23 protein-coding genes are annotated in these 22727 nt (G+C 51.6%); 6 read left to right on the forward strand and 17 right to left on the reverse strand.

The window, feature by feature from the left end; translation table 11 throughout:
• Nucleotides 1–52 precede the first annotated feature (52 nt).
• The 7 genes from citT to citC are packed head-to-tail and all read right to left on the reverse strand — an operon-like array spanning nt 53 to nt 6790.
• Nucleotides 53–1516 carry a citrate/succinate antiporter CitT gene (citT, locus tag C2U41_RS03860; RefSeq protein WP_003022114.1) on the reverse strand — a complete coding sequence of 488 codons (1464 nt, stop codon included), beginning with the start codon at nt 1514–1516 and terminating at the stop codon, nt 53–55.
• A gap of 25 nt (nt 1517–1541) precedes the next feature.
• Nucleotides 1542–2447: a triphosphoribosyl-dephospho-CoA synthase CitG gene (gene citG, locus C2U41_RS03865; RefSeq protein WP_003835603.1), complete on the reverse strand. Its 906-nt coding sequence runs from the start codon at nt 2445–2447 to the stop codon at nt 1542–1544.
• Nucleotides 2416–2970, reverse strand: a complete 555-nt coding sequence (gene citX / locus C2U41_RS03870; protein WP_003022118.1) for a citrate lyase holo-[acyl-carrier protein] synthase — start codon at nt 2968–2970, stop codon at nt 2416–2418. The genes citG and citX overlap by 32 nt, the downstream gene beginning before the upstream one ends.
• A gap of 3 nt (nt 2971–2973) precedes the next feature.
• Nucleotides 2974–4506, reverse strand: a complete 1533-nt coding sequence (gene citF / locus C2U41_RS03875) for a citrate lyase subunit alpha (protein ID WP_003835599.1) — start codon at nt 4504–4506, stop codon at nt 2974–2976.
• Nucleotides 4507–4515: 9 nt separating this feature from the next.
• Nucleotides 4516–5424 carry an aldolase/citrate lyase family protein gene (locus C2U41_RS03880; RefSeq protein WP_003022123.1) on the reverse strand — a complete coding sequence of 303 codons (909 nt, stop codon included), beginning with the start codon at nt 5422–5424 and terminating at the stop codon, nt 4516–4518.
• Nucleotides 5421–5717: a citrate lyase acyl carrier protein gene (gene citD / locus C2U41_RS03885; protein ID WP_103849210.1), complete on the reverse strand. Its 297-nt coding sequence runs from the start codon at nt 5715–5717 to the stop codon at nt 5421–5423. Before citD ends, C2U41_RS03880 begins: the two co-directional genes overlap by 4 nt.
• Nucleotides 5714–6790 carry a [citrate (pro-3S)-lyase] ligase gene (citC, locus tag C2U41_RS03890; protein ID WP_003022129.1) on the reverse strand — a complete coding sequence of 359 codons (1077 nt, stop codon included), beginning with the start codon at nt 6788–6790 and terminating at the stop codon, nt 5714–5716. The genes citD and citC overlap by 4 nt, the downstream gene beginning before the upstream one ends.
• A gap of 389 nt (nt 6791–7179) precedes the next feature.
• On the opposite strand from citC, the gene dpiB reads away from it, so the two are divergent.
• Together dpiB and dpiA are read left to right on the forward strand one after the other, a co-directional pair.
• Nucleotides 7180–8841: a sensor histidine kinase DpiB gene (dpiB, locus tag C2U41_RS03895; protein ID WP_003847410.1), complete on the forward strand. Its 1662-nt coding sequence runs from the start codon at nt 7180–7182 to the stop codon at nt 8839–8841.
• Nucleotides 8810–9490, forward strand: a complete 681-nt coding sequence (gene dpiA, locus C2U41_RS03900) for a two-component response regulator DpiA (protein ID WP_103849211.1) — start codon at nt 8810–8812, stop codon at nt 9488–9490. The genes dpiB and dpiA overlap by 32 nt, the downstream gene beginning before the upstream one ends.
• Before the next feature lie 116 nt (nt 9491–9606).
• Here the strand turns inward: dpiA and dcuC are convergent, their stop codons facing one another.
• Nucleotides 9607–10992, reverse strand: a complete 1386-nt coding sequence (dcuC, locus tag C2U41_RS03905) for an anaerobic C4-dicarboxylate transporter DcuC (protein ID WP_003022136.1) — start codon at nt 10990–10992, stop codon at nt 9607–9609.
• Between the two features lie 511 nt (nt 10993–11503).
• Nucleotides 11504–12201 (reverse strand): IS1-like element IS1B family transposase gene (locus tag C2U41_RS03910; protein WP_095033700.1). Its coding sequence is split into 2 segments (ribosomal slippage): nt 11504–11952 and nt 11952–12201, totalling 699 coding nucleotides; the frame shifts between segments, so codons are not numbered across the junction.
• A gap of 41 nt (nt 12202–12242) precedes the next feature.
• On the opposite strand from C2U41_RS03910, the gene pagP reads away from it, so the two are divergent.
• Together pagP and cspE are read left to right on the forward strand one after the other, a co-directional pair.
• Nucleotides 12243–12794: a lipid IV(A) palmitoyltransferase PagP gene (pagP, locus tag C2U41_RS03920; RefSeq protein ID WP_374755691.1), complete on the forward strand. Its 552-nt coding sequence runs from the start codon at nt 12243–12245 to the stop codon at nt 12792–12794.
• A gap of 189 nt (nt 12795–12983) precedes the next feature.
• Nucleotides 12984–13193, forward strand: coding sequence for a transcription antiterminator/RNA stability regulator CspE (gene cspE / locus C2U41_RS03925; RefSeq protein ID WP_000034825.1), 210 nt, complete (start codon nt 12984–12986; stop codon nt 13191–13193).
• A 52-nt stretch (nt 13194–13245) separates the two neighbouring features.
• Here cspE and crcB read toward each other — a convergent pair whose 3' ends face one another.
• On the reverse strand, nt 13246–13629 hold the full coding sequence (gene crcB, locus C2U41_RS03930) for a fluoride efflux transporter CrcB (protein ID WP_016149775.1): 384 nt from the start codon (nt 13627–13629) through the stop codon (nt 13246–13248).
• 90 nt (nt 13630–13719) lie between these two features.
• Between crcB and C2U41_RS03935 the strand changes: the two genes are divergently transcribed.
• Nucleotides 13720–14508: a deaminated glutathione amidase gene (locus tag C2U41_RS03935; protein ID WP_016149776.1), complete on the forward strand. Its 789-nt coding sequence runs from the start codon at nt 13720–13722 to the stop codon at nt 14506–14508.
• A 128-nt stretch (nt 14509–14636) separates the two neighbouring features.
• Nucleotides 14637–14840, forward strand: a complete 204-nt coding sequence (gene tatE, locus C2U41_RS03940; protein ID WP_003022699.1) for a twin-arginine translocase subunit TatE — start codon at nt 14637–14639, stop codon at nt 14838–14840.
• Nucleotides 14841–14937: 97 nt separating this feature from the next.
• On the opposite strand, the gene lipA is transcribed toward tatE, so the two are convergent.
• The 7 genes from lipA to mrdA form a co-directional block, all read right to left on the reverse strand.
• A complete protein-coding gene (gene lipA, locus C2U41_RS03945; RefSeq protein ID WP_003022702.1) occupies nt 14938–15903 on the reverse strand; it encodes a lipoyl synthase in 966 nt (321 codons plus the stop codon).
• Nucleotides 15904–16109: 206 nt separating this feature from the next.
• The gene (lipB, locus tag C2U41_RS03950; protein WP_003022703.1) at nt 16110–16751 is read right to left on the reverse strand and encodes a lipoyl(octanoyl) transferase LipB; all 642 of its coding nucleotides are present in this window, start codon (nt 16749–16751) and stop codon (nt 16110–16112) included.
• A gap of 114 nt (nt 16752–16865) precedes the next feature.
• On the reverse strand, nt 16866–17129 hold the full coding sequence (gene ybeD / locus C2U41_RS03955; RefSeq protein WP_003022706.1) for a DUF493 family protein YbeD: 264 nt from the start codon (nt 17127–17129) through the stop codon (nt 16866–16868).
• Nucleotides 17130–17235: 106 nt separating this feature from the next.
• Entirely contained in the window at nt 17236–18447 is a 1212-nt protein-coding gene (gene dacA, locus C2U41_RS03960; protein ID WP_003022711.1) for a D-alanyl-D-alanine carboxypeptidase DacA, read from the reverse strand.
• A 142-nt stretch (nt 18448–18589) separates the two neighbouring features.
• The gene (gene rlpA / locus C2U41_RS03965) at nt 18590–19699 is read right to left on the reverse strand and encodes an endolytic peptidoglycan transglycosylase RlpA (protein ID WP_032936889.1); all 1110 of its coding nucleotides are present in this window, start codon (nt 19697–19699) and stop codon (nt 18590–18592) included.
• 10 nt (nt 19700–19709) lie between these two features.
• Nucleotides 19710–20822: a peptidoglycan glycosyltransferase MrdB gene (gene mrdB / locus C2U41_RS03970; protein ID WP_003022718.1), complete on the reverse strand. Its 1113-nt coding sequence runs from the start codon at nt 20820–20822 to the stop codon at nt 19710–19712.
• A gap of 2 nt (nt 20823–20824) precedes the next feature.
• Nucleotides 20825–22726: a peptidoglycan DD-transpeptidase MrdA gene (gene mrdA, locus C2U41_RS03975; protein ID WP_003022722.1), complete on the reverse strand. Its 1902-nt coding sequence runs from the start codon at nt 22724–22726 to the stop codon at nt 20825–20827.
• Nucleotide 22727: the final 1 nt, after the last annotated feature.

Genomic DNA, 22727 nt, shown 5'->3' on the forward strand with positions numbered 1-22727 from the left:
CAGTCAGGTTTAGCTGACTGGCATCATTTTCATCAGGTGTGAACCGAAATGATTAGCTCCACATTGCCAGAATCGGCCAGCCGACCAGCAGAAGCATAGAGATGTAGATAACGCCGAAGATAGCACCCAGACGCCAGTAGTCTTTGGACTTCACATAACCACATCCGTAGATGATAACGCCAGGGCCTGTTGCATATGGAGTCAGACAGCCCATGATACCGATGGACAGTACCAGCAGGATACACAGATGTTCCATCGGCACGCCCGGGATACCTTTACCGACAGCCAGAATAACCGGCAGCATGGTGGCAGTGTGTGCAGAAAGGCTGGCAAACAGGTAGTGAGCAAAGTAGAACACCAGCACCAGCACGATTACGGTCGCGTTAGGCGAGAAGCCTTCCAGGTGCGTGCTCATGGTGTTGGCGAACCAGTCGATGAAGCCTGAACGGGTTAAACCATTCGCCATAACGACCAGCGTGGCGAGGTTAACCAGGGTGTTCCATGCGCTGTTATAGCGGGTAATGTCTTTCCACGGTACCACATGCAGCGCCAGCATCAGGGAGACAGCAAGCAAACCCACTGCGGTTGCATCAATCAGTTTACCACCGAAGACCCACAGGCCCAGGCTGAGCAGAACCAGACCGATCAGCGTTATCTCTTTACGGGTCAGTTTACCCATGCCTTTCAGTTCATCACCGGCCCATGCGGCAACTTCAGCACTGTGAGTGACTTCTGGTTTGTACAGAACGTATGACAACCACGGAGCAACGATCAGCAAAATAATACCGACCGGCAGGAAGCTGAGGAACCATTGCAGCCAGCTGATTTGAATACCGGCAATTTTGTTGACGAATTCCAGACCCAGTACGTTTGGCGCAGCGCCGGTCACGAACATAGAGGAGCTCAGGCTGGTACTGATTACCATCATCCACATCAGGTATCCGCCGATACGGCGCGCGGAAGGATCGTTCGGGAATGATTTAAACAGCGGCGGCAGGTTTTTGATAACCGGGAATACGGTACCACCGGTACGCGCGGTGTTAGACGGTGTAAACGGCGCCAGCAGAATGTCGATGATAACAATCGCATAGCCCAGCGTCAGGGTGCGTTTACCCATGAATTTCACCAGGAACAGCGCGATACGACGACCCAGACCGGTGACTTCATAACCCAGTGCGAAGATAAATGCACCAAACACCAACCACACGGTGGTGCTGGAGAAGCCCGCCAGACCCCATTTCAACGCTTGCTTACCCGCTTTAAATGCCGGGTCGGCCAGTTCTGAAGCATCAAACAGCAGATAGTTGCTGCCGATAACGCAGATCGTTACGGCGATAAAGCTGATCGCTGTTGCCGGAATTGGCTCGAGGATCATACCGACGATCATCGCCACAAACACGGCAAAGTAGTGCCAGGCCTGTGGAGGCATTCCATCAGGGACGGGGATAAGAAACATGACGCCCATTACGACCAATGGGGCCAGTAACTTCCATATTTTATCTTTTGCTAAAGACATGTGTGTGATTCTCCGGAAAGGATCTTTAATTGTGATAATGATGAACTTGTGAAATCTGAGCTAAGAACCAGGTGACGATCAGCAGATCGGCGCAGCCTCCGGGACTGAGGTTGCGTTCAATGCACTGTTGGTCGAACTGGTGTAGGTATTCGAGATCGGCAGGGGTACGAATCCCCCCTTGCTGCATCAGGGCGGTGGCCTGCTGCTGTAGCCAACGCAGACCTTCTGCGCCGCCACGTGAAGCCACGTTGGTGTCGCCGTTGATAGACATCAGCAGCAATAAAGTGTCGAGTAACGCCAGTTCAGGGTCGCGGCCCTGAGTCAGCAGTGCGCGGTAGTGCGGCAGGGCATGCTGGATGACTAGCGGGTATCCCGCTTCGGCTTCGCCCCGTGCGCCGGTTAATCCCAGTTGCTGATAAAGACGTTGGCCTGCCGTGAGTTGTTGATTGTTCTGGCGCAGTTCGCGCTCGGTCAGACCACGGCAAAATGTTGCTGCCGTAGAGCAAATGGTTTCAGCGGTAACAGTTAGTTGGAGCTGGTGCAGGCGGCCAATGGCGGCGCACAGCAGACCCAGAGAAAAGATGCTGCCTTTGTGGGTATTCACCCCTGCGGTGGCGCGAAACATATCAGCTTCGCAGGCCATGCCCAGCGGGCGCAGTCCTTTCAATACATCCTCAGGCGACAGCTGTGCGCTAAACGCCCCATATTCAATAAAACGTGGCAGCCAGGCCTGAATAGCCTCGGCGCTGCGATGAAAATCTTCCAGCGCCATATCTTTATGCGCGCCGTTGTTAATACGATCTACCAGACCGGGTTTGGGTGACAGGTTGACTTCAGTCAGCATGGCGCGCCACGCGAGCGTTGCGTAAGCATCAGGCAGATCCAGAGGAAGGACTGCATTATTGGTTGATGTTGCGGGAATCGGCATCATGCAGCAGTGCCTCCATCTGAGTGAGTAAGTCGGAAAGTGCGTGGGTTTTACCCCGCGCACAGTCGGCAGCACTTTGCTCGCACAGCAGACAGCGGCGGGCGGGGAGTGCGAAATGACGCCGGGACAGAATTTCCCCTTCAGGGGTCAGGACATCGATGTCCCATAGCCGTCCCAGCGGGTGTGAATGCTCAAGTTCAATCGTGGCGAGCTTGAGGTCGTGGGCCGGAGCCTCAATAGACAAAAGACCTTCTGGACCACTGGCAGAAACCAGCGCTGTTTGCTCCCTGACAATCCAGGCAGATTGTTCCGCCAGTGCGAGCAAGGCGGTTACGCCGTGATTAAAGATGCGACGGGTTAATGCGCTGTCTTTAATCGGACCCGGTGCAACCACGGTGAACGAGACCAGCGGCGCAGAGTGGCGTGTCAGCCAGTCCTGTTGCCTTGCTTGTCTCTTATCGCGGCTGGCGAGCAGCTCGGGAATCGAAACCGCGTGTTGGGTGGCGAGTTCAGGGAGCAGGTGCATGGCTTATTCCTTCACCTGATGCACAACGTCAATCACTGAACCGTCGCGATAACGCACAACGGCAATCACGCGGTCAGTGAATTCGATAGCGCGTGGCTGACCGGTGAGTTGCTGTGCACGTTCGCGCAGCCATCCAATGGACACCACTTTCATACCGGCTTCTTTCAGTCGTTCTGCCAGTTCCGGACGTGCAGGGTTGACGGCGATACCGTGGTCAGTGACCAGAATGTCAACGCTGGAGCCAGGGGTTACGCAGGTCAGCACGTTATCAACCAGCGTCGGGATGCGTCCGCGAACCAGCGGTGCGACGATGATGGAAAGCGCTGCGGCCACAGCCGTATCGCAGTGTCCGCCGGATGCGCCTCGCAGTACGCCGTCAGAACCGGTCAGTACGTTCACATTGAAGTTGGTGTCTACTTCTAATGCGCTCAGTACCACCACATCCAGACGGTCAACGGATGCGCCTTTTGAACCCCAGTTGGCATACTGGTTTGCACTGATTTCGATATGGTTTGGATTGCGGGCCAGAGATTCCGCGGCGTTACGGTCGAAGCTCTGCACGTCCAGCAGTTTGCGAATCAGGCCTTTTTCATGCAGATCCACGATGGTGGCGGTGATGCCGCCCAGCGCGAAGTCAGCACGGATATCACGGCTGCGCATTTTGTCTTCCAGGAAACGCGTCACGGCCAGAGAAGCGCCGCCGGTGCCTGTCTGCAGTGAGAAGCCTTCATTGAAGTAGCCGGAGTTAGCAATGACCTCTGCCGCGCTACGGGCGATTAACAGTTCTCGCGGGTTAGTGGTCATGCGGGTCGCATCAGCACCGATTTTGTCCGCATCGCCGACCTGATCGATCTGCACGATCAGATCTACCTGATCCTGTGTAATGCTGGCAGGGTTATGTGGATAGGTCAGCAGTTGTTCAGTCAGCAGGACAACCTGTTTCGCGTTTTCGGCGTCTACGCGGGCATAGCCCAGTGAGCCGCAGCATGCTTTACCGGTATAACCGTTGGCGTTACCAAACTGGTCGCAGGACGGTACGCCGAGGAACGCCACATCAATGCTGAGTTCGCCGCTTTGTACCAAGTGTACACGTCCACCGTGGGAGTGAATCTGTACCGGTTCGGCCAGCAGGCCACGGGAGATCTCTTCCGCCAGCGGGCCACGCAACCCGGAGGTATAAATACGGCTGACCACGCCCTGACGGATGTGCTCAACCAGCGGAGCATGGCAATCGCTCAGAGAGCTGGAGGCCAGCGTCAGGTTTTTGAAACCCATACTGGCGATGGCGTCCATCACCAGGTTAATGGTCAGATCGCCACCGCGAAAAGCGTGGTGGAAAGAGATGGTCATGCCATCCTGTAAACCCGAACGACGAATGGCGTCTTCCAGGTTAGCGCACAGCTTTTTGTCGCGCGGTTTTTGCGCTTGTAGTTCTACTTTTGCGGTGCTCTGATAAGCGGAAAGCTCACTTTCTGCATGACGGCTCCAGGTCGCCACGCGATCCTGGCGTTGAGACTGTTCGATTTTCTGCGTCATTTTTTTGCCTTATTCTTCGCGAATGCCGGAAAGTTCTGCACGGGAGATAACCAGAAGGGCGCGCTCGATAACCGGGCTGTCGACCATTTTGCCGTTCAGGGAAACCACTCCACGACCTTCGCGGGCAGCGGCTTCAGCGGCTTCTACGACCAAACGGGCGTGAGCCAGCTCTTTGCGCGTCGGGGCGTACAGGTTATGCAGGAGTTCGATCTGGCGCGGGTTGATGAGCGACTTGCCGTCAAAACCCAACTGCTTGATGTGTGCGGCTTCGTGCAGGAAACCTGCTTCGTTGTTGGCATCGGAATACACGGTGTCGAACGCCTGAATACCGGCAGAACGTGCAGCCTGCAAAATAGAGCAGCGGGCAAACAGCAGTTCAGTACCCTCCGGCGAGCGTTCAGTGCGCAGGTTACGCACATAATCTTCAGCACCCAGAGCAATACCGATCAGGCGCTCGGAAGCGTGGGCAATTTCTACCGCACGGGTAATGCCTAACGGCGACTCAATGGCGGCTAACAGGCCGGTACTGCCGGGTTCACGGCCACAGGCGTTCTCGATGCGCAGAATTTCACTTTCGATGTCGATGACATCCTGCGCGGTATCGGTCTTCGGTAAACGTACGATGTCAGCACCGCCGCGTACCACTGCTTCAAGGTCGTTGATGCCCCATTCGGAGTCGAGGGCGTTTACACGCACGATGGTTTCAACGTCGTGATACAGCGGATGCTGCAGCGCGTGGTACACCATGCGGCGAGCGGTATCTTTTTCACGCAACGCGACGGAGTCTTCCAGGTCGAACATCAGTGCATCTGCCGGGTAGATGAACGAGTTGCTGACCATGGCGGCATTGGCACCCGGTACGAACAACATGCTGCGGCGAGTACGGGTTTTACGTTGTTGCAAAGATGCGGAAATCACTGGCAATCCTCCCATGGCAGTGCCGGAATACCGCCAGCGCGGGCCAGTAGTGCTTCCAGTCGCGCACGTAAAATGCAGTCCAGTGCGCCTTTATCATCAACATTTAATTGCACGCCGCGTACGTTGTAGCAGGACAGAACGTCCAGGATGGTGGTCCGGATGGCATCACCGAACTGTTTTTCGACGCTACTGTTAACCTGCAGGTCAATATCCTGCGAATCGAGTGGGGCGATGCGAATCATCACATCACCGGACTCGAGTGTGCCTGCGACGGCTGCCTGGTTTATTTTCATTTTTCACCTGTTGCTAATGCGGGGGTATTTTGGCGGACTGCCGCACCCGATGAGGCTCGTTCAACCATGCTTTGCAGATAGTGCAGCGTGGCGTCAGGGACCAGGGATGCGATAGCCGTGAGATCTTTTTTAACCAGCAGCTTGCGCACCCAGGAGGCGGAAATCGGCATCTCCTGGAAGCACAGCCGCTCAATTTCCACCAGTTCAATCGGTGGGGCGGGAAGCGTTGGGGTCTCCAGCCAGTAGCGCATATCGTTGTTGTACTGGGAGGTGACGGTGCAATACGGCTCGGTACCGACGAAACGATGTGTAACGCCGAGAGCCGGTGCCAGGTACTGGCGGAAGATTTTCAGGTCTATTTCGGTGTAGCAGTGGTTAATAACGCTCTGCTCTTTGATGAAGTAGCACGGGAACGTGGCGCGGGAAATGATGTATTCCGAACCGCGATGCACGGTTAAACGTGGAATATCTTTTGTCCCTTTAAGCACCAGATCCAACCGGTCTTCATACGGAAACCGTGAGGTATCCTCTTTGACCAAAAACAGATGCAGCCAGTCACATTGTGCGGCCGCCTGTTGGATCAGAAAACGATGTCCGTTGGTGAAGGGGTTGGCGTTCATGACGATGCAACCAATTTTTTTCCCTTCACGACGCTGTTTTGCCAGAGATTCAGCGTAACGTTTCAGACGCGTGGTGCTGTTTTCCATCAGCACCATAATGCCGGGAACGCTGGTCAGCGTAGAAAAGCCACACTGTTTAAACAGCGATTCGTACTCGGTTTTGGTATAGATGAAGAGGTGCGTACAGTGGCGCTCATAGGCGAGGTTGATTAACTCGGTCGCCAGCGTCAGCGCTAAGCCTTCGCCCCGTACGGATTCGCAGATGGCGACACATTTAATAATATTCCCAGCGATACCGCCGCAGGCAATCAGGCGGTCGTCACGGGTGACGGTGATAAATACTTCGACGGTGGTGTCAACGCTCAAATCATTCTCTTTCAGAAATTGCGTGATAGCCGCCATCTTTTTATTTTCTGAGCGTTTAACTTGCGTGAATATATTATTACCGAACATAGTGAATAGAGCCCCGATGCTATATTTGTTACTGGGTTTCTGTTTTTGTTGCTCTGCTTAGCAACCTGATAACGTTTTGTTTGCAATTGAAGGGAATGGTTTTTTATTACGGAGTATTTCTTTTTTTCCCTGCTGCATACATCGTAAGGGGTATTTGGGAGGTAATTTTTGATTTATTTCACAATAAGTTAGAAGGTTTTAATGTGTTTTATGGTTTTAAGTTTTTTAATTAATTTAACCTCGAAATAGCGTGTGGTTTTAATTTGTTTAATTGATTTAAAGTGGGGAATCTGCAACGATCTTGTTTTATACCGTAACGTGTAAATAAAACATTTCTATTACAACTACAATGAGAAATAAGTTTCGGGTAACGTGGATGAGGAAGATATATGGCTGAGCAGAAAAATAAAACACGGTTTCCTTTTTTCCGCAGCCTGGCGTTTCCTTTACGCATCTTTCTGCTTATTTTGGTCGTTTCTGTTTTTATCATCGCCGCCCTGGCACAATACTTTACCGCCAGCTTTGAAGATTATCTGGCCGCGCATGTCCGCGATATGGCAATGAACCAGGCCAAAATCATCGCCTCTAACGAGAGTATCATCACGGCAGTTAAACATCGTGATTACAAGCGTTTGGCGACGATTGCCGACAAACTGCAGAGCGGAACTGACTTCGACTATGTGGTTATCGGGGATACCAACTCCATTCGTCTATATCATCCGAACCCGGAAAAGATTGGCTACCCGATGCAGTTCACCAAACCCGGTGCGCTGGAAAAAGGGGAAAGCTACTTTATTACCGGTAAAGGGTCCATCGGGATGGCAATGCGCGCTAAAACGCCCATCTTTGATGACGATGGCAAAATCATTGGCGTAGTCTCAATTGGTTATCTGATCAGCAAAATCGATAGCTGGCGATCGGATTTCTTACTCCCGATGGCCGGTGTGTTTATCTTGCTGTTGCTGGTACTTATGCTGCTCTCCTGGTTTTTCGCTGCCCATATTCGTCGGCAGATGTTAGGTATGGAACCGAAACAAATTGCGCGGGTGGTACGTCAGCAGGAAGCGTTGTTCAGCTCGGTATATGAAGGATTGATTGCCGTGGATCCTGATGGATATATCACCGCAATAAACCGCAGTGCGAGGAAAATGCTGGGGCTGTCTTCACCAGGGCGAAAGTGGCTTGGAAAACCGGTGAGTGAGGTGGTTCAGCCAGCGGACTTTTTCACCCAACAGATTGCGGAAAAACGACAGGATGCGATGGTAAACTTTAATGGCCTAAGCGTTATCGCCAACCGTGAAGCGATTCGCTCCGGTGACGAACTGCTTGGGGCAATCATCAGTTTTCGTAGTAAAGATGAAATTGCTACCCTTAATGCGCAATTAACGCAGATCAAACAGTATGTAGAGAGCCTGAGAACGCTGCGTCATGAGCACCTGAACTGGATGTCGACCATCAATGGCCTGCTGCAAATGAAAGAATATGACAAGGTTCTGGCCATGGTGCAGGGAGAATCCCAGGCGCAACAGCAACTGATTGACAGCCTGCGTGGCGCGTTTGCCGATCGTCAGGTCGCCGGTCTGTTGTTTGGCAAGGTGCAGCGCGCGCGGGAACTGGGCCTCACCATGACTATCGTTCCGGGGAGCCAACTGCATCAACTCCCCGAGGGGCTGGATAGCACAGAGTTTGCAGCAATTGTTGGCAATCTGCTTGATAATGCATTCGAAGCGAGCTTGCGCACCCAGCAAGGCAACAATGTCGTAGAGCTCTATTTGAGCGATGAAGGGGATGACGTGATCATCGAAGTTGCCGATCAGGGATGCGGTGTGCCGGAAGCATTGCGTGAGAAAATATTTGAACAGGGTGTGAGCACCCGTACCGATGAACCAGGTGAACATGGCATCGGTTTGTATCTAATTGCAAGTTATGTGAGGCGCTGTGACGGGGTGATTACGCTCGAAGATAACTCCCCTTGCGGTACCTTATTTTCTTTATTTCTTCCGAAAGTGAAAAAAAATAATGACGGAACCATTAACGCTGTTGATCGTTGAGGATGAAACGCTACTGGCGGAAATGCATGCTGAATATATCCGCCATATACCCGGTTTCAGCCAGATATGGTTGGCGGGTAATCTTGAGCAGGCGAGGATGATGATTGAGCGTTTTAAGCCCGGTTTGATACTGCTCGATAACTACTTGCCGGACGGCAAGGGAATTATGTTGCTGCATGAGCTGACCCAGGCGCGCTATCCGGGCGGCGTAGTGTTTACCACGGCGGCTAGCGATATGGAAACGGTCTCCGAGGCCGTGCGCAGCGGTGCGTTTGATTACCTGGTCAAACCCATTGCCTACGAGCGGCTGGGGCAGACCCTGACGCGTTATCAGCAACGTCGACGCATGTTGGCGGGGAATGACAGCGCCAGCCAAAAGCAGATTGATGAAATGTTTAATGCCTACGCGCGGGGCGAACCGAAAGGGGATTTACCGACCGGGATTGATGCGTTAACACTGAATGCAGTGTTGAAATTATTCGCCGACCCGACGGTACACCATACTGCGGAAACGATCGCCCAGGCGCTTACCATCAGCCGAACGACTTCCAGACGCTACCTGGAGTACTGTGCCAGCCGTCATTTGATTATTGCGGAGATTATTCACGGTAAGGTGGGTAGGCCGCAGCGTATTTATCATGGCGGCTAAATGCTGATTTCTGACGTAGGCCGGATAAGATGCTTTAGCATCGACATCCGGCAATGGTGCGGTTTAAATGCCGGATGCGGCGTAGATGCCTAATCCGGCCTAAATTTCACTGAGTATCAGCCGCCAACGACGGCTGAAGAAGAACCTGGTACCATCACTTCAGTTGCGATAATCACCACCAGCAGTCCAACCAGAACCGGAACCGAAGTACGTTTCACCACTTCGAACGGAGAAATCTTTGCCATACCTGCTACAGCGACAACCACGCCGGAGACCGGGGAGATGGTGCGCCCAAGGTTTGACGCCTGCAGCATCGGGATAACAAGGTAAGCCGGGTTAATGCCGGAAGAATGCGCCAGCTTAGGGATCATCTCAACGAAGGCGTAGAACGGGGCGTTACCGGAACCCGTAGTCATTGCCGCCAACATAGTCAGGATCACCAGCACCATCATCAAGATAATGCTCGCTGAACCAAACGAGGTGGCGATAGAAATCAGACTCTGAATAAAGCCGATTGTGCTCAGACCCTGGGCAAAAACACCCGCAGCGACTAACAACATCACCACGTTAGCAAAGGCATCCGCCATGCCACGGTAAGCGACTTCCAGACCAGAGAAAACCTTTTGGGTGTTGAACCCACGTACGAACTCCAGAATAGCCGCGATGAGCATGCACAGAACCAGAATCGTAATGATGTGCAGCTGCGGGCCCCATTTACCATCAAAAATCAGGACGCCAACGATCGGGGTAAACGGCAGAATGGCGTAAAATGACGGGGCAGTCGTGGTGATTTCAGCCACATCTAACATTTCATGAGAAATGTTCTCTTTTTTATCCAGAAAACGCTGCCAGAAAAAGTGGGCAATCGCCATAGCAATGATGGCGGCAATGGAAATTGGCAGCGTGGTTTTAAAGGCGAAATCGATCAGCGGCATTTCCGCAGCTTTTGCCGCCAGCACCACATCACCGGATGTTGGTGAAAGAATAATTGCAGCAGGGGAGGCACAAATAGCCGCTGCAGCGCCACGGCTGATTCCAACGTTAACCATGACCGGGAACAGTGTTGCCATCAGCAATACGCCCAGACCGGTTGCTGAAGAAACCGCCAGTGACATCAGGCAGGCGACAAAATAGGCGGCAATCATTAGCAGGTAAGGAGAGTTGATGTATTGCAGGGGCTTGGAGGCCAGCTTAACGACCATATCGTTCGCGCCAATATGGGTCATATAGGCGGCAAAACCACACAGCATCATGATCATCATGCCGAGATCGCCACCACGGCTCATCAGCAAAATTTTAATATATTCAACAATGTCTGTTGCCGTATAGCCCGTCGATGCCGCGCTGGATGGCAACACTTTATGCCCCATCAGCGCACTGATAATCAGCAAAACCAGACCGCCAACAAACAGTACGCCTGTCGCGGAATAACCTTTAATGATGTAGCGCGCTACACCCACAATAACCACAACTCCAATAAGGAGTTCAATAAATGTCAACATCGTTTCCCCTGTCGCATTGCTGCCCAGAAAGTAAAAAAACTAAAAAAAGTAAAAAGTGGTGACAGAATGTGCCTAATAAACCGATTACTCTTGCTGATTAAAATCAATAAAAATACGGATTCAAGCGATGGCTTAGCCGTTTTTTCAGCATCGTGGTTAAAAAAAGAATCTCACAATAAAAAACTGTGAAGTGCAGCGACGGTGTGTGTGTTTTGTGGTGATATTGATTCTTAATTGTTAATTTATTGTAATGTTATTTAACTTTTCCCGGAGGAAAGAACAATTTATTGGCAATAAAGAGAAAATAGTTCCTATGAGATGGCTCAATAAATTAAGGGCTAATTATCTTAAAAATTACATGCTGAGGAATATTCTGATTTTTTAGCTGCGCATTTTTGTTAAGCTAACATTAAGGTTGGGTTTGCTACAATTAATAATAAATCCCAGGACGGTAATTAAGTTGTGATTGTCGCTAAACGATATTTTCTCATTTTTTGGTAATGACTCCAACTTATTGATAGTGTTTTATGTTCAGATAATGCCCGATGACTTTGTCATGCAGCTCCACCGATTTTGAGAACGACAGCGACTTCCGTCCCAGCCGTGCCAGGTGCTGCCTCAGATTCAGGTTATGCCGCTCAATTCGCTGCGTATATCGCTTGCTGATTACGTGCAGCTTTCCCTTCAGGCGGGATTCATACAGCGGCCAGCCATCCGTCATCCATATCACCACGTCAAAGGGTGACAGCAGGCTCATAAGACGCCCCAGCGTCGCCATAGTGCGTTCACCGAATACGTGCGCAACAACCGTCTTCCGGAGCCTGTCATACGCGTAAAACAGCCAGCGCTGGCGCGATTTAGCCCCGACGTATCCCCACTGTTCGTCCATTTCCGCGCAGACGATGACGTCACTGCCCGGCTGTATGCGCGAGGTTACCGACTGCGGCCTGAGTTTTTTAAATGGCGGAAAATCGTGTTGAGGCCAACGCCCATAATGCGGGCGGTTGCCCGGCATCCAACGCCATTCATGGCCATATCAATGATTTTCTGGTGCGTACCGGGTTGAGAAGCGGTGTAAGTGAACTGCAGTTGCCATGTTTTACGGCAGTGAGAGCAGAGATAGCGCTGATGTCCGGCGGTGCTTTTGCCGTTACGCACCACCCCGTCAGTAGCTGAACAGGAGGGACAGCTGATAGAAACAGAAGCCACTGGAGCACCTCAAAAACACCATCATACACTAAATCAGTAAGTTGGCAGCATCACCCATTTTTTCATTTCTTTTTATTCAGTTAGCTTTCATTCCCCAGGGCGCAGCTGAAGATAAAGGCTGGTTCGCTACTTTTAAAGACAACGTCAGTGAAACCTGGCAGCAGCCGGAACATTATGATTTGTATATACCGGCTATTACCTGGCATGCACGCTTTGCCTACGATAAAGAAAAAACGGATCGCTACAATGAACGCCCGTGGGGGGCAGGATTTGGTCAATCCCGTTGGGATGATAAAAGTAACTGGCACGGACTTTATATAATGGCCTTTAAGGATTCCTACAATAAATGGGAGCCCATTGGTGGTTATGGCTGGGAAAAAACCTGGCGACCGCTGGCCGATGAAAATTTCCATACAGGTCTCGGTTTTACCGCCGGTTTTACCGCGCGTGATAACTGGAACTACATTCCGGTACCCGTACTGTTACCGCTGGCATCGATAGGGTATGGTCCGGCAACGTTCCAGATGACCTACATTCCGGGAACGTACAACAACGGTAACGTCTACTTTGCGTGGATGCGTTTCCAGTTTTGATGGACTACCTGTATTGTCAGATGGATTATTAAAAAGTCTTTTTAAAACAGTGTGATAACAGCGTTAACTGAAAAATAACGCGACATTTATCACTTTTTGATAAAGTTCGACTGGACAAAGTGCACCACAATTGTTGTACTGATACCCGACACAGCATTTGTGTCTATTTTTCATGTAAAGGTAATTTTGATGTCTAAGATTAAAGGTAACGTTAAGTGGTTTAATGAATCCAAAGGATTCGGTTTCATTACTCCGGAAGATGGCAGCAAAGACGTGTTCGTACACTTCTCTGCAATCCAGACCAATGGTTTTAAAACTCTGGCTGAAGGTCAGCGTGTAGAGTTCGAAATCACTAACGGTGCCAAAGGCCCTTCTGCTGCAAACGTAATCGCTCTGTAAGCATACGACAGCAAGCATTCAAAACCCGCTTAATTGCGGGTTTTTTTTCGCCTCAGTGTGCGGGAGAGGCCGAAACCAGCCAGAATGCCAGGGCGGTCATCGCAAATGATCCCAGCAGATTCGCCAGCACATTCACCATAGCCCAACCAAAGCGTCCTTCCTGTAGCAAAAACACCACCTCAGCCGAGAAAGTGGAAAATGTTGTTAGTCCCCCGCAAAAGCCAGTTGTAATCAGTACCTTCCACATTGGATCAATGTTTGTCATGCGATTAAACCATGCCAGACCCATACCAATGATAAATGCGCCAAGTAAGTTTGCAGCCAGCGTACCGAATGGAATGGCCTGATGTAGCGGGTTAAACCTCATGCTCAACATCCATCTTGCTACACTACCTGTACCACCACCGATAAAAACCGCTAAAAGGAGTTGTAACACTGCGTAATCCTGCTATTTGATTGTATATAGGATGAGTGTAACGCTGAATAATCGTGGTTGGCGAGCCTAACAACGTTTTCTGGAGGGAATATGTTCGTTGCAGCAGGGCAATTTGCCGTGGGACCTTCATGGGAAAAAAATGCAGAAACCTGCGTTTTACTGATGTCTCAGGCTGCGGGAGAGGGGGCATCGTTACTGGTATTACCGGAAGCGCTTCTGGCCCGTGACGATCTGGACCCTGATCTGTCAGTGAAATCAGCTCAATTGCTGGAAGGCGGGTTTTTGACGCGCTTGCTGCGAGAAAGCGCGCAAAACGAGATGACGACAATCCTGACGATTCATGTTCCCTCTGTGCCTGGACGGGCGTTTAACATGCTGGTGGCGCTACGGGCAGGTCAGGTAGTTGCCCATTACGCTAAATTACATCTCTACGACGCCTTTTCGATTCAGGAGTCACGAAATGTGGATGCAGGGGACGCCATAGCGCCGCTGCTGGACGTGGGCGGGTTAAAAGTAGGGTTAATGACCTGTTATGATCTGCGCTTCCCTGAGCTGGCGCTGGCGCACGCATTGCAGGGAGCGGAAATTCTCGTATTACCCGCAGCCTGGGTACGGGGATCGCTTAAAGAGCATCACTGGTCTACGCTTTTGGCTGCAAGAGCGTTAGATGCAACGTGTTACCTGATTGCGGCGGGAGAGTGCGGTAATAAGAATATCGGCCAAAGCCGGGTCATCGACCCTTTTGGTGTGACCATTGCTGCTGCGGCGGAAACGCCTGCACTAATTATGGCCGAGGTTTCTGCAGAGCGGGTAAGGCAGGTCAGAGCACAACTTCCGGTGTTAAGTAACCGACGTTTTGCGCCACCGCAATTATTATGACGTTTTTTTAAACAAGGCTTGATTCACCTTGTTACAGATTGCTATTGTGTGCGCGCGTCGAAAGGCCGTTAATATTCTCAGGTTAATATGGCGCTTTATGCAGCCTGGTTTAAGTGAAGAAGGTATCTATGGGTGAGATTAGTATTACCAAACTGCTGGTGGTTGCCGCACTGGTTGTTCTGCTGTTTGGTACCAAGAAGTTACGTACACTGGGTGGAGACCTGGGAACGGCAATCAAGGGCTTCAAGAAAGCAATGAACGACGATAATGCCGATGCTAAGAAAGATGCTGATGGTAGCGTTCAGGCTGAGAAGCTTTCTCATAAAGAGTAATGTCAGGAGCATGATGCTCATACTGCATACTCTGCATGAAAAAAACCGGCAATTTGCCGGTTTTTTTATTACTGATATGTAAGTGAGTATTACACGATTACTTCACTTCCAGCCCTTTGGCCTGCATGTCTGCATGGTATGAAGAGCGAACGAATGGACCGCAGGCTGCATGGGTAAAGCCCATGGCCATAGCTTCGGCTTTCATCTCATCGAACTCATCCGGGCTTACATAGCGTTGAACCGGCAGGTGGTGACGGCTTGGCTGTAAATACTGCCCCAGCGTCAGCATGGTCACGCCATGACTGCGCAGGTCACGCATGACCTCAATGATTTCTGCATTGGTTTCGCCCAAACCAACCATCAGACCTGATTTAGTCGGAATCTCCGGGTGCGCTTCCTTGAAACGTTCCAGAAGCTTCAGTGACCAGTTGTAGTCTGCCCCCGGACGTACATTGCGATAAATACGCGGTACGTTTTCGAGGTTGTGGTTAAACACGTCTGGCGGCGTGGCGGTGAGGATATCCAACGCGCGATCCATACGACCACGGAAGTCAGGCACCAGCGTTTCGATTTTAATCGACGGGCTTTTCTCACGAATAGCGGTGATACAGTCAGCAAAGTGCTGAGCGCCGCCGTCACGCAGATCGTCGCGGTCAACGGAGGTAATGACGACATAGCGCAGCGCCATGTCAGCAATCGTCTGAGCAAGTTTTAACGGCTCGTTAGCATCCGGAGCAACCGGACGGCCATGGGCAACGTCACAGAATGGGCAACGGCGGGTACAGATTGCGCCGAGGATCATAAAGGTTGCGGTTCCGTGATTGAAACATTCAGCCAGGTTAGGGCAGGAAGCTTCTTCGCAGACAGAGTGCAGGCCATTTTTGCGCATTGCCGCTTTGATGCCCTGGATGCGAGTGGAGTCCGCTGGCAGTTTTATTTTCATCCATTCCGGTTTACGCAGCAGGGCTTCACGCTCTGTTGCCACATTTTTTACCGGGATAAGAGCCATCTTATCGGCATCGCGGTATTTAACACCGCGTTCCATCACAATGGGTTTACTCATAGCTTGCGTGTTCCAGTTGCGAATTACGAAGGAAAGCGTTTCAATTCAAGGGAATGTTGCATTTATCAACTATTTTTGAATTAGTGATACGCAGTATATCATTGAAACGGGCCAGAAAGCAGCCTGACAGGCTGGCAAAATGTAAAATAGTTGTTGTTTTGTGCCATTTGCCACAACATTTGCCGTGGCAAAGTATGACCGTATTTTCAGTCTGCAACGTACTCGTGCGGTGGGTTACCCAACAGCGCTAATATGTTGGCCAGCAGGCGTGGGCGAACGCTCTCGGTCGTGGCTGCGCTATCCCACTGCGATACTTTCGCCATCTCCATTCCGGCGTAACCACAAGGATTGATACGCAGGAAAGGCGATAAATCCATATCCACGTTGAGCGCTAAGCCGTGAAACGAACATCCTCTACGAATACGTAATCCCAAAGAGCAGATTTTCTTCTCCCCGACGTATACGCCAGGCGCATCGGCTCGCGGGTGGGCATCAATGCCGATTTCCGCAAGTGTATTGACGACGGTTTGTTCCAGCAGCGTAACCAGTTCACGAACGCCAAGTTTGCGACGCTTCAGGTTCAACAGCACATACATGACCTGCTGGCCCGGCCCGTGGTAGGTCACCTGGCCGCCACGATCGCTCTGGATCACCGGAATATCGCCCGGCATCAGTACGTGCTCTGCTTTACCTGCCTGACCCTGGGTAAAAACAGGATAATGCTCTACCAGCCAGATTTCGTCATAACTGTTTTCATCGCGGGTATCGGTGAATTCGTGCATGGCCAGAGAAACTGGCTCGTAAGGTTGAAGACCGAGCTGGCGGACCAGAATTTTATCCTGATACAAAACGGCATCTCCGTAGATACTCACATAGAGTAGAGAATATAAAAGAGGGGGAAAAGTATATCACAGGAGGGAGGGGTTACCCGAGCGGGGATGCAGCGGGTAACCAACAGGTTTTTACAGTACCATGCGTACGATATCGATATTACCCAATTCTTCGTACAGCGTTTCAACCTGCTCAATGTGTGTAGCAGTAATAGTGATTGAGACCGAGTGGTAGTTGCCTTTGCTGCTCGGTTTTACCGTCGGAGAGTAATCACCTGGCGCATGGCGCTGTACCACTTCAACCACCTGATCAACCAGCTCAGGCAACGCCTGCCCCATTACTTTGTAAGTAAATGGAGTAGGGAATTCAAGCAGTTCGTTAAGTTTGGTTTTCATGTCAGCTCCGGCGTTACATCAATAAATAATAACTCCCACAGCGTGTGGGAGTTATCTGGATACCTAGTATATGGGGACGTAAATCACACTTTCAAGTGTTCGATTTTTAGCCAAACCAGTGATGGAACATTAATTTAATGTAATCAATGATTTTCCCAAAGAAGTTGCCTTCAGGGATTTCCTGCAGGACTACCAGCGGGCGCTGTTCGATGGTTTTGCCATCCAACTGGAAGTTGATGGTGCCAACAACCTGGTTTTTCTGCAGCGGTGCATGCAGTTCTGTGGTGTTCAGCACATAGCTTGCTTTCAGATCTTTCATGCGGCCGCGCGGAATAGTCAGGTAGACATCTTTATCGACGCCTAACGATGCACGATCGGTATTACCAAACCAGGCTGGTTCTGAAGCAAACTCTTTACCCACTTTCAGTGGATTCACGGTTTCAAAGAAACGGAAGCCCCAGGTCAGCAGTTTTTTACTTTCAGTTTCACGGCCTTTATAGGTGCGCCCCCCCATAACGGCGGAGATCAGACGCATCTGGCCTTCGGTTGCGGATGCAACGAGGTTATAGCCAGCTTTGTCGGTGTGACCGGTTTTGATACCGTCGACATTCAGGCTGTTATCCCACAGCAGGCCGTTACGGTTTAACTGACGAATACCGTTAAAGGTGAACTCTTTTTCTTTATAGATAGAGTATTCGTTAGGCACGTCACGAATCAGGGCCTGGCCAATCATCGCCATGTCGCGAGCCGAGCTGTACTGACCGTCAGCATCGAGACCATGAACGGTCTGGAAGTGGGTGTTTTTCAGGCCCAGCGCGTTCACATAGCTGTTCATCAGACCGACGAAAGCATCCTGGCTACCGGCTGCGAAGTCCGCCATTGCCACACACGCGTCATTCCCGGATTGTAGGTTGATACCACGGATCAACTGGGAAACAGGAACCTGCATTCCAGGTTTCAGGAACATCAACGATGAACCTTTAAAGACCGGGTTACCTGTAGCCCAGGCGTCATTGCCGACAGTGACCAGATCGGTTTCTTTGAACTTGCCGGCTTTCATCGCCTGGCCGATGACGTAGCTGGTCATCATTTTGGTCAGACTGGCGGGGTCGCGGCGAGTGTCCGCATTCTGTTCTGCCAGAACTTTGCCTGAATTGTAATCAATCAGGATATATGACTCCGCATCGATCTGCGGAACACCCGGGATCATGGTTTTAATATTCAGGTCATCGGCATGGGCAGCAGAGAGAGAAGCTGCGCAGAGAGCCGCGGTGAGCGCCATACGCTGCACGAAACGAGCGGAAAAAGTGGTCTTCATGGTCTGAACTACGACGTCCGTGATGAAATTTAAAAAAGTGCCCTACTATAGCAAATGCAAAACGGGCAGGCATCTGACTTTCCGCGTGACTTTGTTAATGTCATTTACAGAAACTGACAGTTCAGATACCTGATTTACGTTATTACACGCCGGTGATGAAGGACTGTAATTGCGCCTCGGATTGAAGACGCTGCTGCAATGTGGAGGCTTCAGCTTTGCTGGCGAACGGCCCCATCTGGATACGCCAGACTGCGCCATTTTGTACCACCCGACCTGGGACGCCAAACTGCTGGCTTAAACGTTTTTGATACTGCTGCGCACGCGACTGCTCGCTGACTGCGCCAACCTGAACCACGTAACGTCCGTTGGCTACTGCCGCTGGAGCTGGTGCCGCGACGGCGGTTGGTGTTGCTGCTGGTGCGGTTGGTGTTGCCGGTGCGGAGATGGTCTGTTGCGGAGCCGGAGTCGGCTCGCTACCTTCCAGCACGCCTGCGGCGAGGGTGGTTGGCGCACCGAGGAATCCACCGCTGTTCACTGGCGCACCGGTTGGATCATCGCTTTTCAGCGTGGAGTTGCTGATCGGACGAATATCGCCTTGCGGCTGACCCGCATCCGATGGCGAAGGCATACTTCCCATATTACCGCCACCGCTTAAATCAGGACGCGCGGGCAGGGCATAGGTTTGCTTTGCGACTGTCGTACACGCCATACCCGGACCGGACAATGAACCATCCTGGGCGACGATGATCGGGTCGATACGCACTTTGGTGTTGTTGGAGGTATTCAGACGGTCTGCTGCTGCACGTGAAAGTGAAATCACGCGATCGTTGCCATAAGGGCCGCGATCGTTTATGCGCACGACAATCATCCTGCCGTTTGCCAGGTTAGTTACTCTGGCATAGCTTGGGACTGGCAGAGTGGGATGCGCTGCGGTCAGTTGCATCGGGTCGAACGCTTCACCAGACGCGGTTAAGTTGCTTCCGGGTTCCGCATCATAGATAGCGGCAAGTCCTGCCTGGCTAAAGCGGGAAGGATCCTGGACGATTTTGTAGCTCTTACCATCACGTTGATAGTCCTGATTCGCCGTTGGGTTCAGGGGTTCAAAGCGCGGATCGGCCCCGCTGATTTCAACAATCGGACCATTGCACACCGCAGGCTGCGGCGCGACAGCACCCTGTTGCTGACCATCATCACTCGAACACGCCGCGAGCATTCCTGCTGCGATGCAGATACCAAGCCACTGCTTACGCATTGCGTACCCCTTACACGCTTTTCGACAACATTTTTCTATGGGTGTGGATCGACATAACAATCCCGAACCCGGCCATCAGCACGATAAGTGCCGAGCCTCCGTAACTGACCAGTGGGAGAGGAACGCCAACCACGGGCAGAATACCGCTCACCATACCAATATTTACGAAGACATAAACGAATAATATCAACATTAAACCACCTGCCATGACGCGACCAAAGGTGGTTTGCGCGTGGGCAGCGATCCATAATCCGCGCATAATCAGCAAAATGTACAGCGCAAGCAGAATTAAGATCCCTACCAGACCCAGCTCTTCTGCTAGTACCGCGAAGATAAAGTCCGTGTGACGTTCGGGTAAAAATTCAAGCTGCGACTGCGTACCGTGCAGCCAGCCCTTGCCGCGTAGACCGCCGGAGCCAATAGCAATTTTAGACTGAATAATATGATAACCCGCACCCAGTGGATCGGTTTCCGGATCGAGCAACATCATGACGCGCTGACGCTGGTAATCATGCATCAGGAAGAACCACAGTATCGGGATAAACGCCGCAACCAGAACCACCGCAACACCGATTAAACGCCAGCTTAAACCAGAAAGGAACAGAACAAACAGACCGGAAAGGGCGACCAGTATTGAGGTACCGAGGTCAGGCTGAGCGGCCACCAGCAGGGTGGGCATAAATATCAGCACCAGTGCAATGGCGGTATTTTTTAGCGATGGCGGGCAAACATCACGGTTGATGAAGCGTGCGACCATCAGCGGCACGGCAATCTTGGCAATTTCGGAAGGCTGAAAACGCACAATACCCAAATCCAGCCAGCGCTGCGCCCCTTTGGATATCGCGCCGAAGGCATCTACCGCCACCAACAGGATGATGCAGAAAATATAGAGATAGGGTGCCCAGCCTTCATAAACCCGGGGCGGGATTTGCGCCATCACCACCATGATGACCAGGCCCATTGCGATCTGGCCGACCTTGCGCTCCATCATGCCGATATCCTGGCCGCTGGCACTCCAGATGACCAGCGAGCTGTAAACCAGCAGCGCCAGCAAAATAAGCAACATCGTGGGATCGATGTGGATTTTGTCCCAGAATGTTTTTTTGTTCGGATTATCCGTCACGATTATTGGTCCTCCGCTGCTGCAACCGCGGGGTTTTCTGCAGGCAGATTGGTGTTGTTGTCGCCCAACATAATGTGGTCAAGGATCTGGCGCATAATGGTACCCACAGCCGGGCCCGCGCCACCGTTTTCAAGGATTATGGCGACAGCAACCTGGGGCTTATCATAGGGTGCGAAGGCCGTCATCAGCTTGTGGTCACGTAAGCGCTCGGCGATCTTGTGCGCGTTATAGGTTTCATTGGCTTTCAGGCCAAAGACCTGGGCAGTACCGGATTTCGCCGCAATTTTGTAAGGTGCGCTAGCGAAATACTTGTGCGCAGTACCGTTAGGGCGGTTTGCTACACCGTACATGCCGTCTTTCGCGATTTCCCAGTATCCAGAATGAATATCACCAACGGGCGGTTCGTGCGGCTGTACCCACGGAACCTGCTTGCCATTTTCTGCCGTGCTCATCAACAAATGCGGAACTTTTATCAAACCGTCGTTGATAAGGATCATCAGCGCTTTACTCATCTGGATTGGGGTTGCAGTCCAGTAACCCTGACCGATGCCGACCGGAATGGTATCACCCTGGTACCATGGCTTTTTAAACCGTTTTTGCTTCCACTCGCGGGTTGGCATATTGCCGGAGCGTTCTTCAGCGAGATCGATGCCCGTATATTTGCCGTAGCCGAATTTGCTCATCCACTCTGAAAGTCGGTCTATCCCCATATCATAGGCGATTTGATAGAAAAACGTATCCGCCGACTCTTCCAGAGAACGGGTGATGTTCAGATGGCCGTGCCCCCATTTTTTCCAGTCACGGTAACGTTTTTCAGAGCCCGGTAATTGCCACCAACCTGGATCGAACAGACCAGTATTGCGGGTGATGACACCTGCACTTAATGCAGAAACCGCGACGTAAGGTTTAACTGTCGAAGCAGGAGGGTAAACACCCTGCGTGGCGCGGTTAACCAATGGGGTGTTCGGGTCATTGAGCAACCCGGAGTAATCTTTACTGGAGATACCATCGACAAACAGGTTCGGGTCGTAGCTCGGCATGGACACCAGCGCGAGAACGCCGCCGGTACGCGGGTCGGTAACCACCACGGCGGCTCGACTGCCCGCCAGCAGCGTTTCAATGTACTGCTGGAGTTTCAAATCGAGGGTGAGATAGATATCGTGCCCGGCCTGCGGCGCCACTTCTTTCAGCTGGCGAATGACGCGGCCGCGGTTGTTCACCTCAACCTCTTCATAACCGGTCTGGCCGTGAAGTACATCTTCGTAATAACGTTCAATACCCAGCTTGCCGATGTCGTGCGTCGCCGCGTAGTTAGCCAGTTTGCCGTCTTTGTCCAGGCGGTCTACGTCTTTATCGTTGATTTTTGATACGTAGCCAATGACATGGGTCAGCGCAGAGCCGTAGGGGTAGTAGCGGCGTTTATAACCTTTAACTTCGACGCCAGGAAAGCGATATTGATTAACGGCAAAGCGTGCGACCTGAACTTCACTCAGGTTAGTTTTTACCGGAATGGATGTGAAACGGTGTGAACGGGCGCGCTCTTTTTTAAAAGCGGCAATGTCATCGTCCGTCAGGTCTACGACGTTACGCAGCGCGTCGAGGGTATCCTGAACGTTGTCGACCTTTTCTGGCATCATTTCTATCTGATAAATGGTGCGGTTAAGGGCGAGCGGGATTCCGTTACGGTCATAAATAATGCCGCGACTGGGGGCGATAGGCACCAGTTTGATGCGGTTTTCGTTCGAGCGGGTCTGATAATCAGTAAAGCGAACGATTTGCAGATTATAAAGGTTGGCGATCAGCACGCCGGTGAGCAGCAAAATCCCCAAAAAAGCGACCAGCGCCCGGCGCACAAACAGCGCAGACTCAGCCGAATAGTCGCGAAAAGAATTCTGTAGTTTCATC

Source organism: Citrobacter freundii complex sp. CFNIH4 (assembly GCF_002934505.1).
Taxonomy (GTDB): domain Bacteria; phylum Pseudomonadota; class Gammaproteobacteria; order Enterobacterales; family Enterobacteriaceae; genus Citrobacter; species Citrobacter freundii.

Excerpts from the sequence above, each read along its gene's own strand:
- citT (WP_003022114.1), bottom strand. The coding sequence starts at position 1,516 with ATGTCTTTAGCAAAAGATAAAATATGGAAGTTACTGGCCCCATTGGTC.
- citG (WP_003835603.1), bottom strand. The coding sequence starts at position 2,447 with ATGATGCCGATTCCCGCAACATCAACCAATAATGCAGTCCTTCCTCTG.
- citX (WP_003022118.1), bottom strand. The coding sequence starts at position 2,970 with ATGCACCTGCTCCCTGAACTCGCCACCCAACACGCGGTTTCGATTCCC.
- citF (WP_003835599.1), bottom strand. The coding sequence starts at position 4,506 with ATGACGCAGAAAATCGAACAGTCTCAACGCCAGGATCGCGTGGCGACC.
- citD (WP_103849210.1), bottom strand. The coding sequence starts at position 5,717 with ATGAAAATAAACCAGGCAGCCGTCGCAGGCACACTCGAGTCCGGTGAT.
- citC (WP_003022129.1), bottom strand. The coding sequence starts at position 6,790 with ATGTTCGGTAATAATATATTCACGCAAGTTAAACGCTCAGAAAATAAA.
- dpiB (WP_003847410.1), top strand. The coding sequence starts at position 7,180 with ATGGCTGAGCAGAAAAATAAAACACGGTTTCCTTTTTTCCGCAGCCTG.
- dpiA (WP_103849211.1), top strand. The coding sequence starts at position 8,810 with ATGACGGAACCATTAACGCTGTTGATCGTTGAGGATGAAACGCTACTG.
- dcuC (WP_003022136.1), bottom strand. The coding sequence starts at position 10,992 with ATGTTGACATTTATTGAACTCCTTATTGGAGTTGTGGTTATTGTGGGT.
- cspE (WP_000034825.1), top strand. The coding sequence starts at position 12,984 with ATGTCTAAGATTAAAGGTAACGTTAAGTGGTTTAATGAATCCAAAGGA.
- C2U41_RS03935 (WP_016149776.1), top strand. The coding sequence starts at position 13,720 with ATGTTCGTTGCAGCAGGGCAATTTGCCGTGGGACCTTCATGGGAAAAA.
- tatE (WP_003022699.1), top strand. The coding sequence starts at position 14,637 with ATGGGTGAGATTAGTATTACCAAACTGCTGGTGGTTGCCGCACTGGTT.
- lipA (WP_003022702.1), bottom strand. The coding sequence starts at position 15,903 with ATGAGTAAACCCATTGTGATGGAACGCGGTGTTAAATACCGCGATGCC.
- ybeD (WP_003022706.1), bottom strand. The coding sequence starts at position 17,129 with ATGAAAACCAAACTTAACGAACTGCTTGAATTCCCTACTCCATTTACT.
- dacA (WP_003022711.1), bottom strand. The coding sequence starts at position 18,447 with ATGAAGACCACTTTTTCCGCTCGTTTCGTGCAGCGTATGGCGCTCACC.
- rlpA (WP_032936889.1), bottom strand. The coding sequence starts at position 19,699 with ATGCGTAAGCAGTGGCTTGGTATCTGCATCGCAGCAGGAATGCTCGCG.
- mrdA (WP_003022722.1), bottom strand. The coding sequence starts at position 22,726 with ATGAAACTACAGAATTCTTTTCGCGACTATTCGGCTGAGTCTGCGCTG.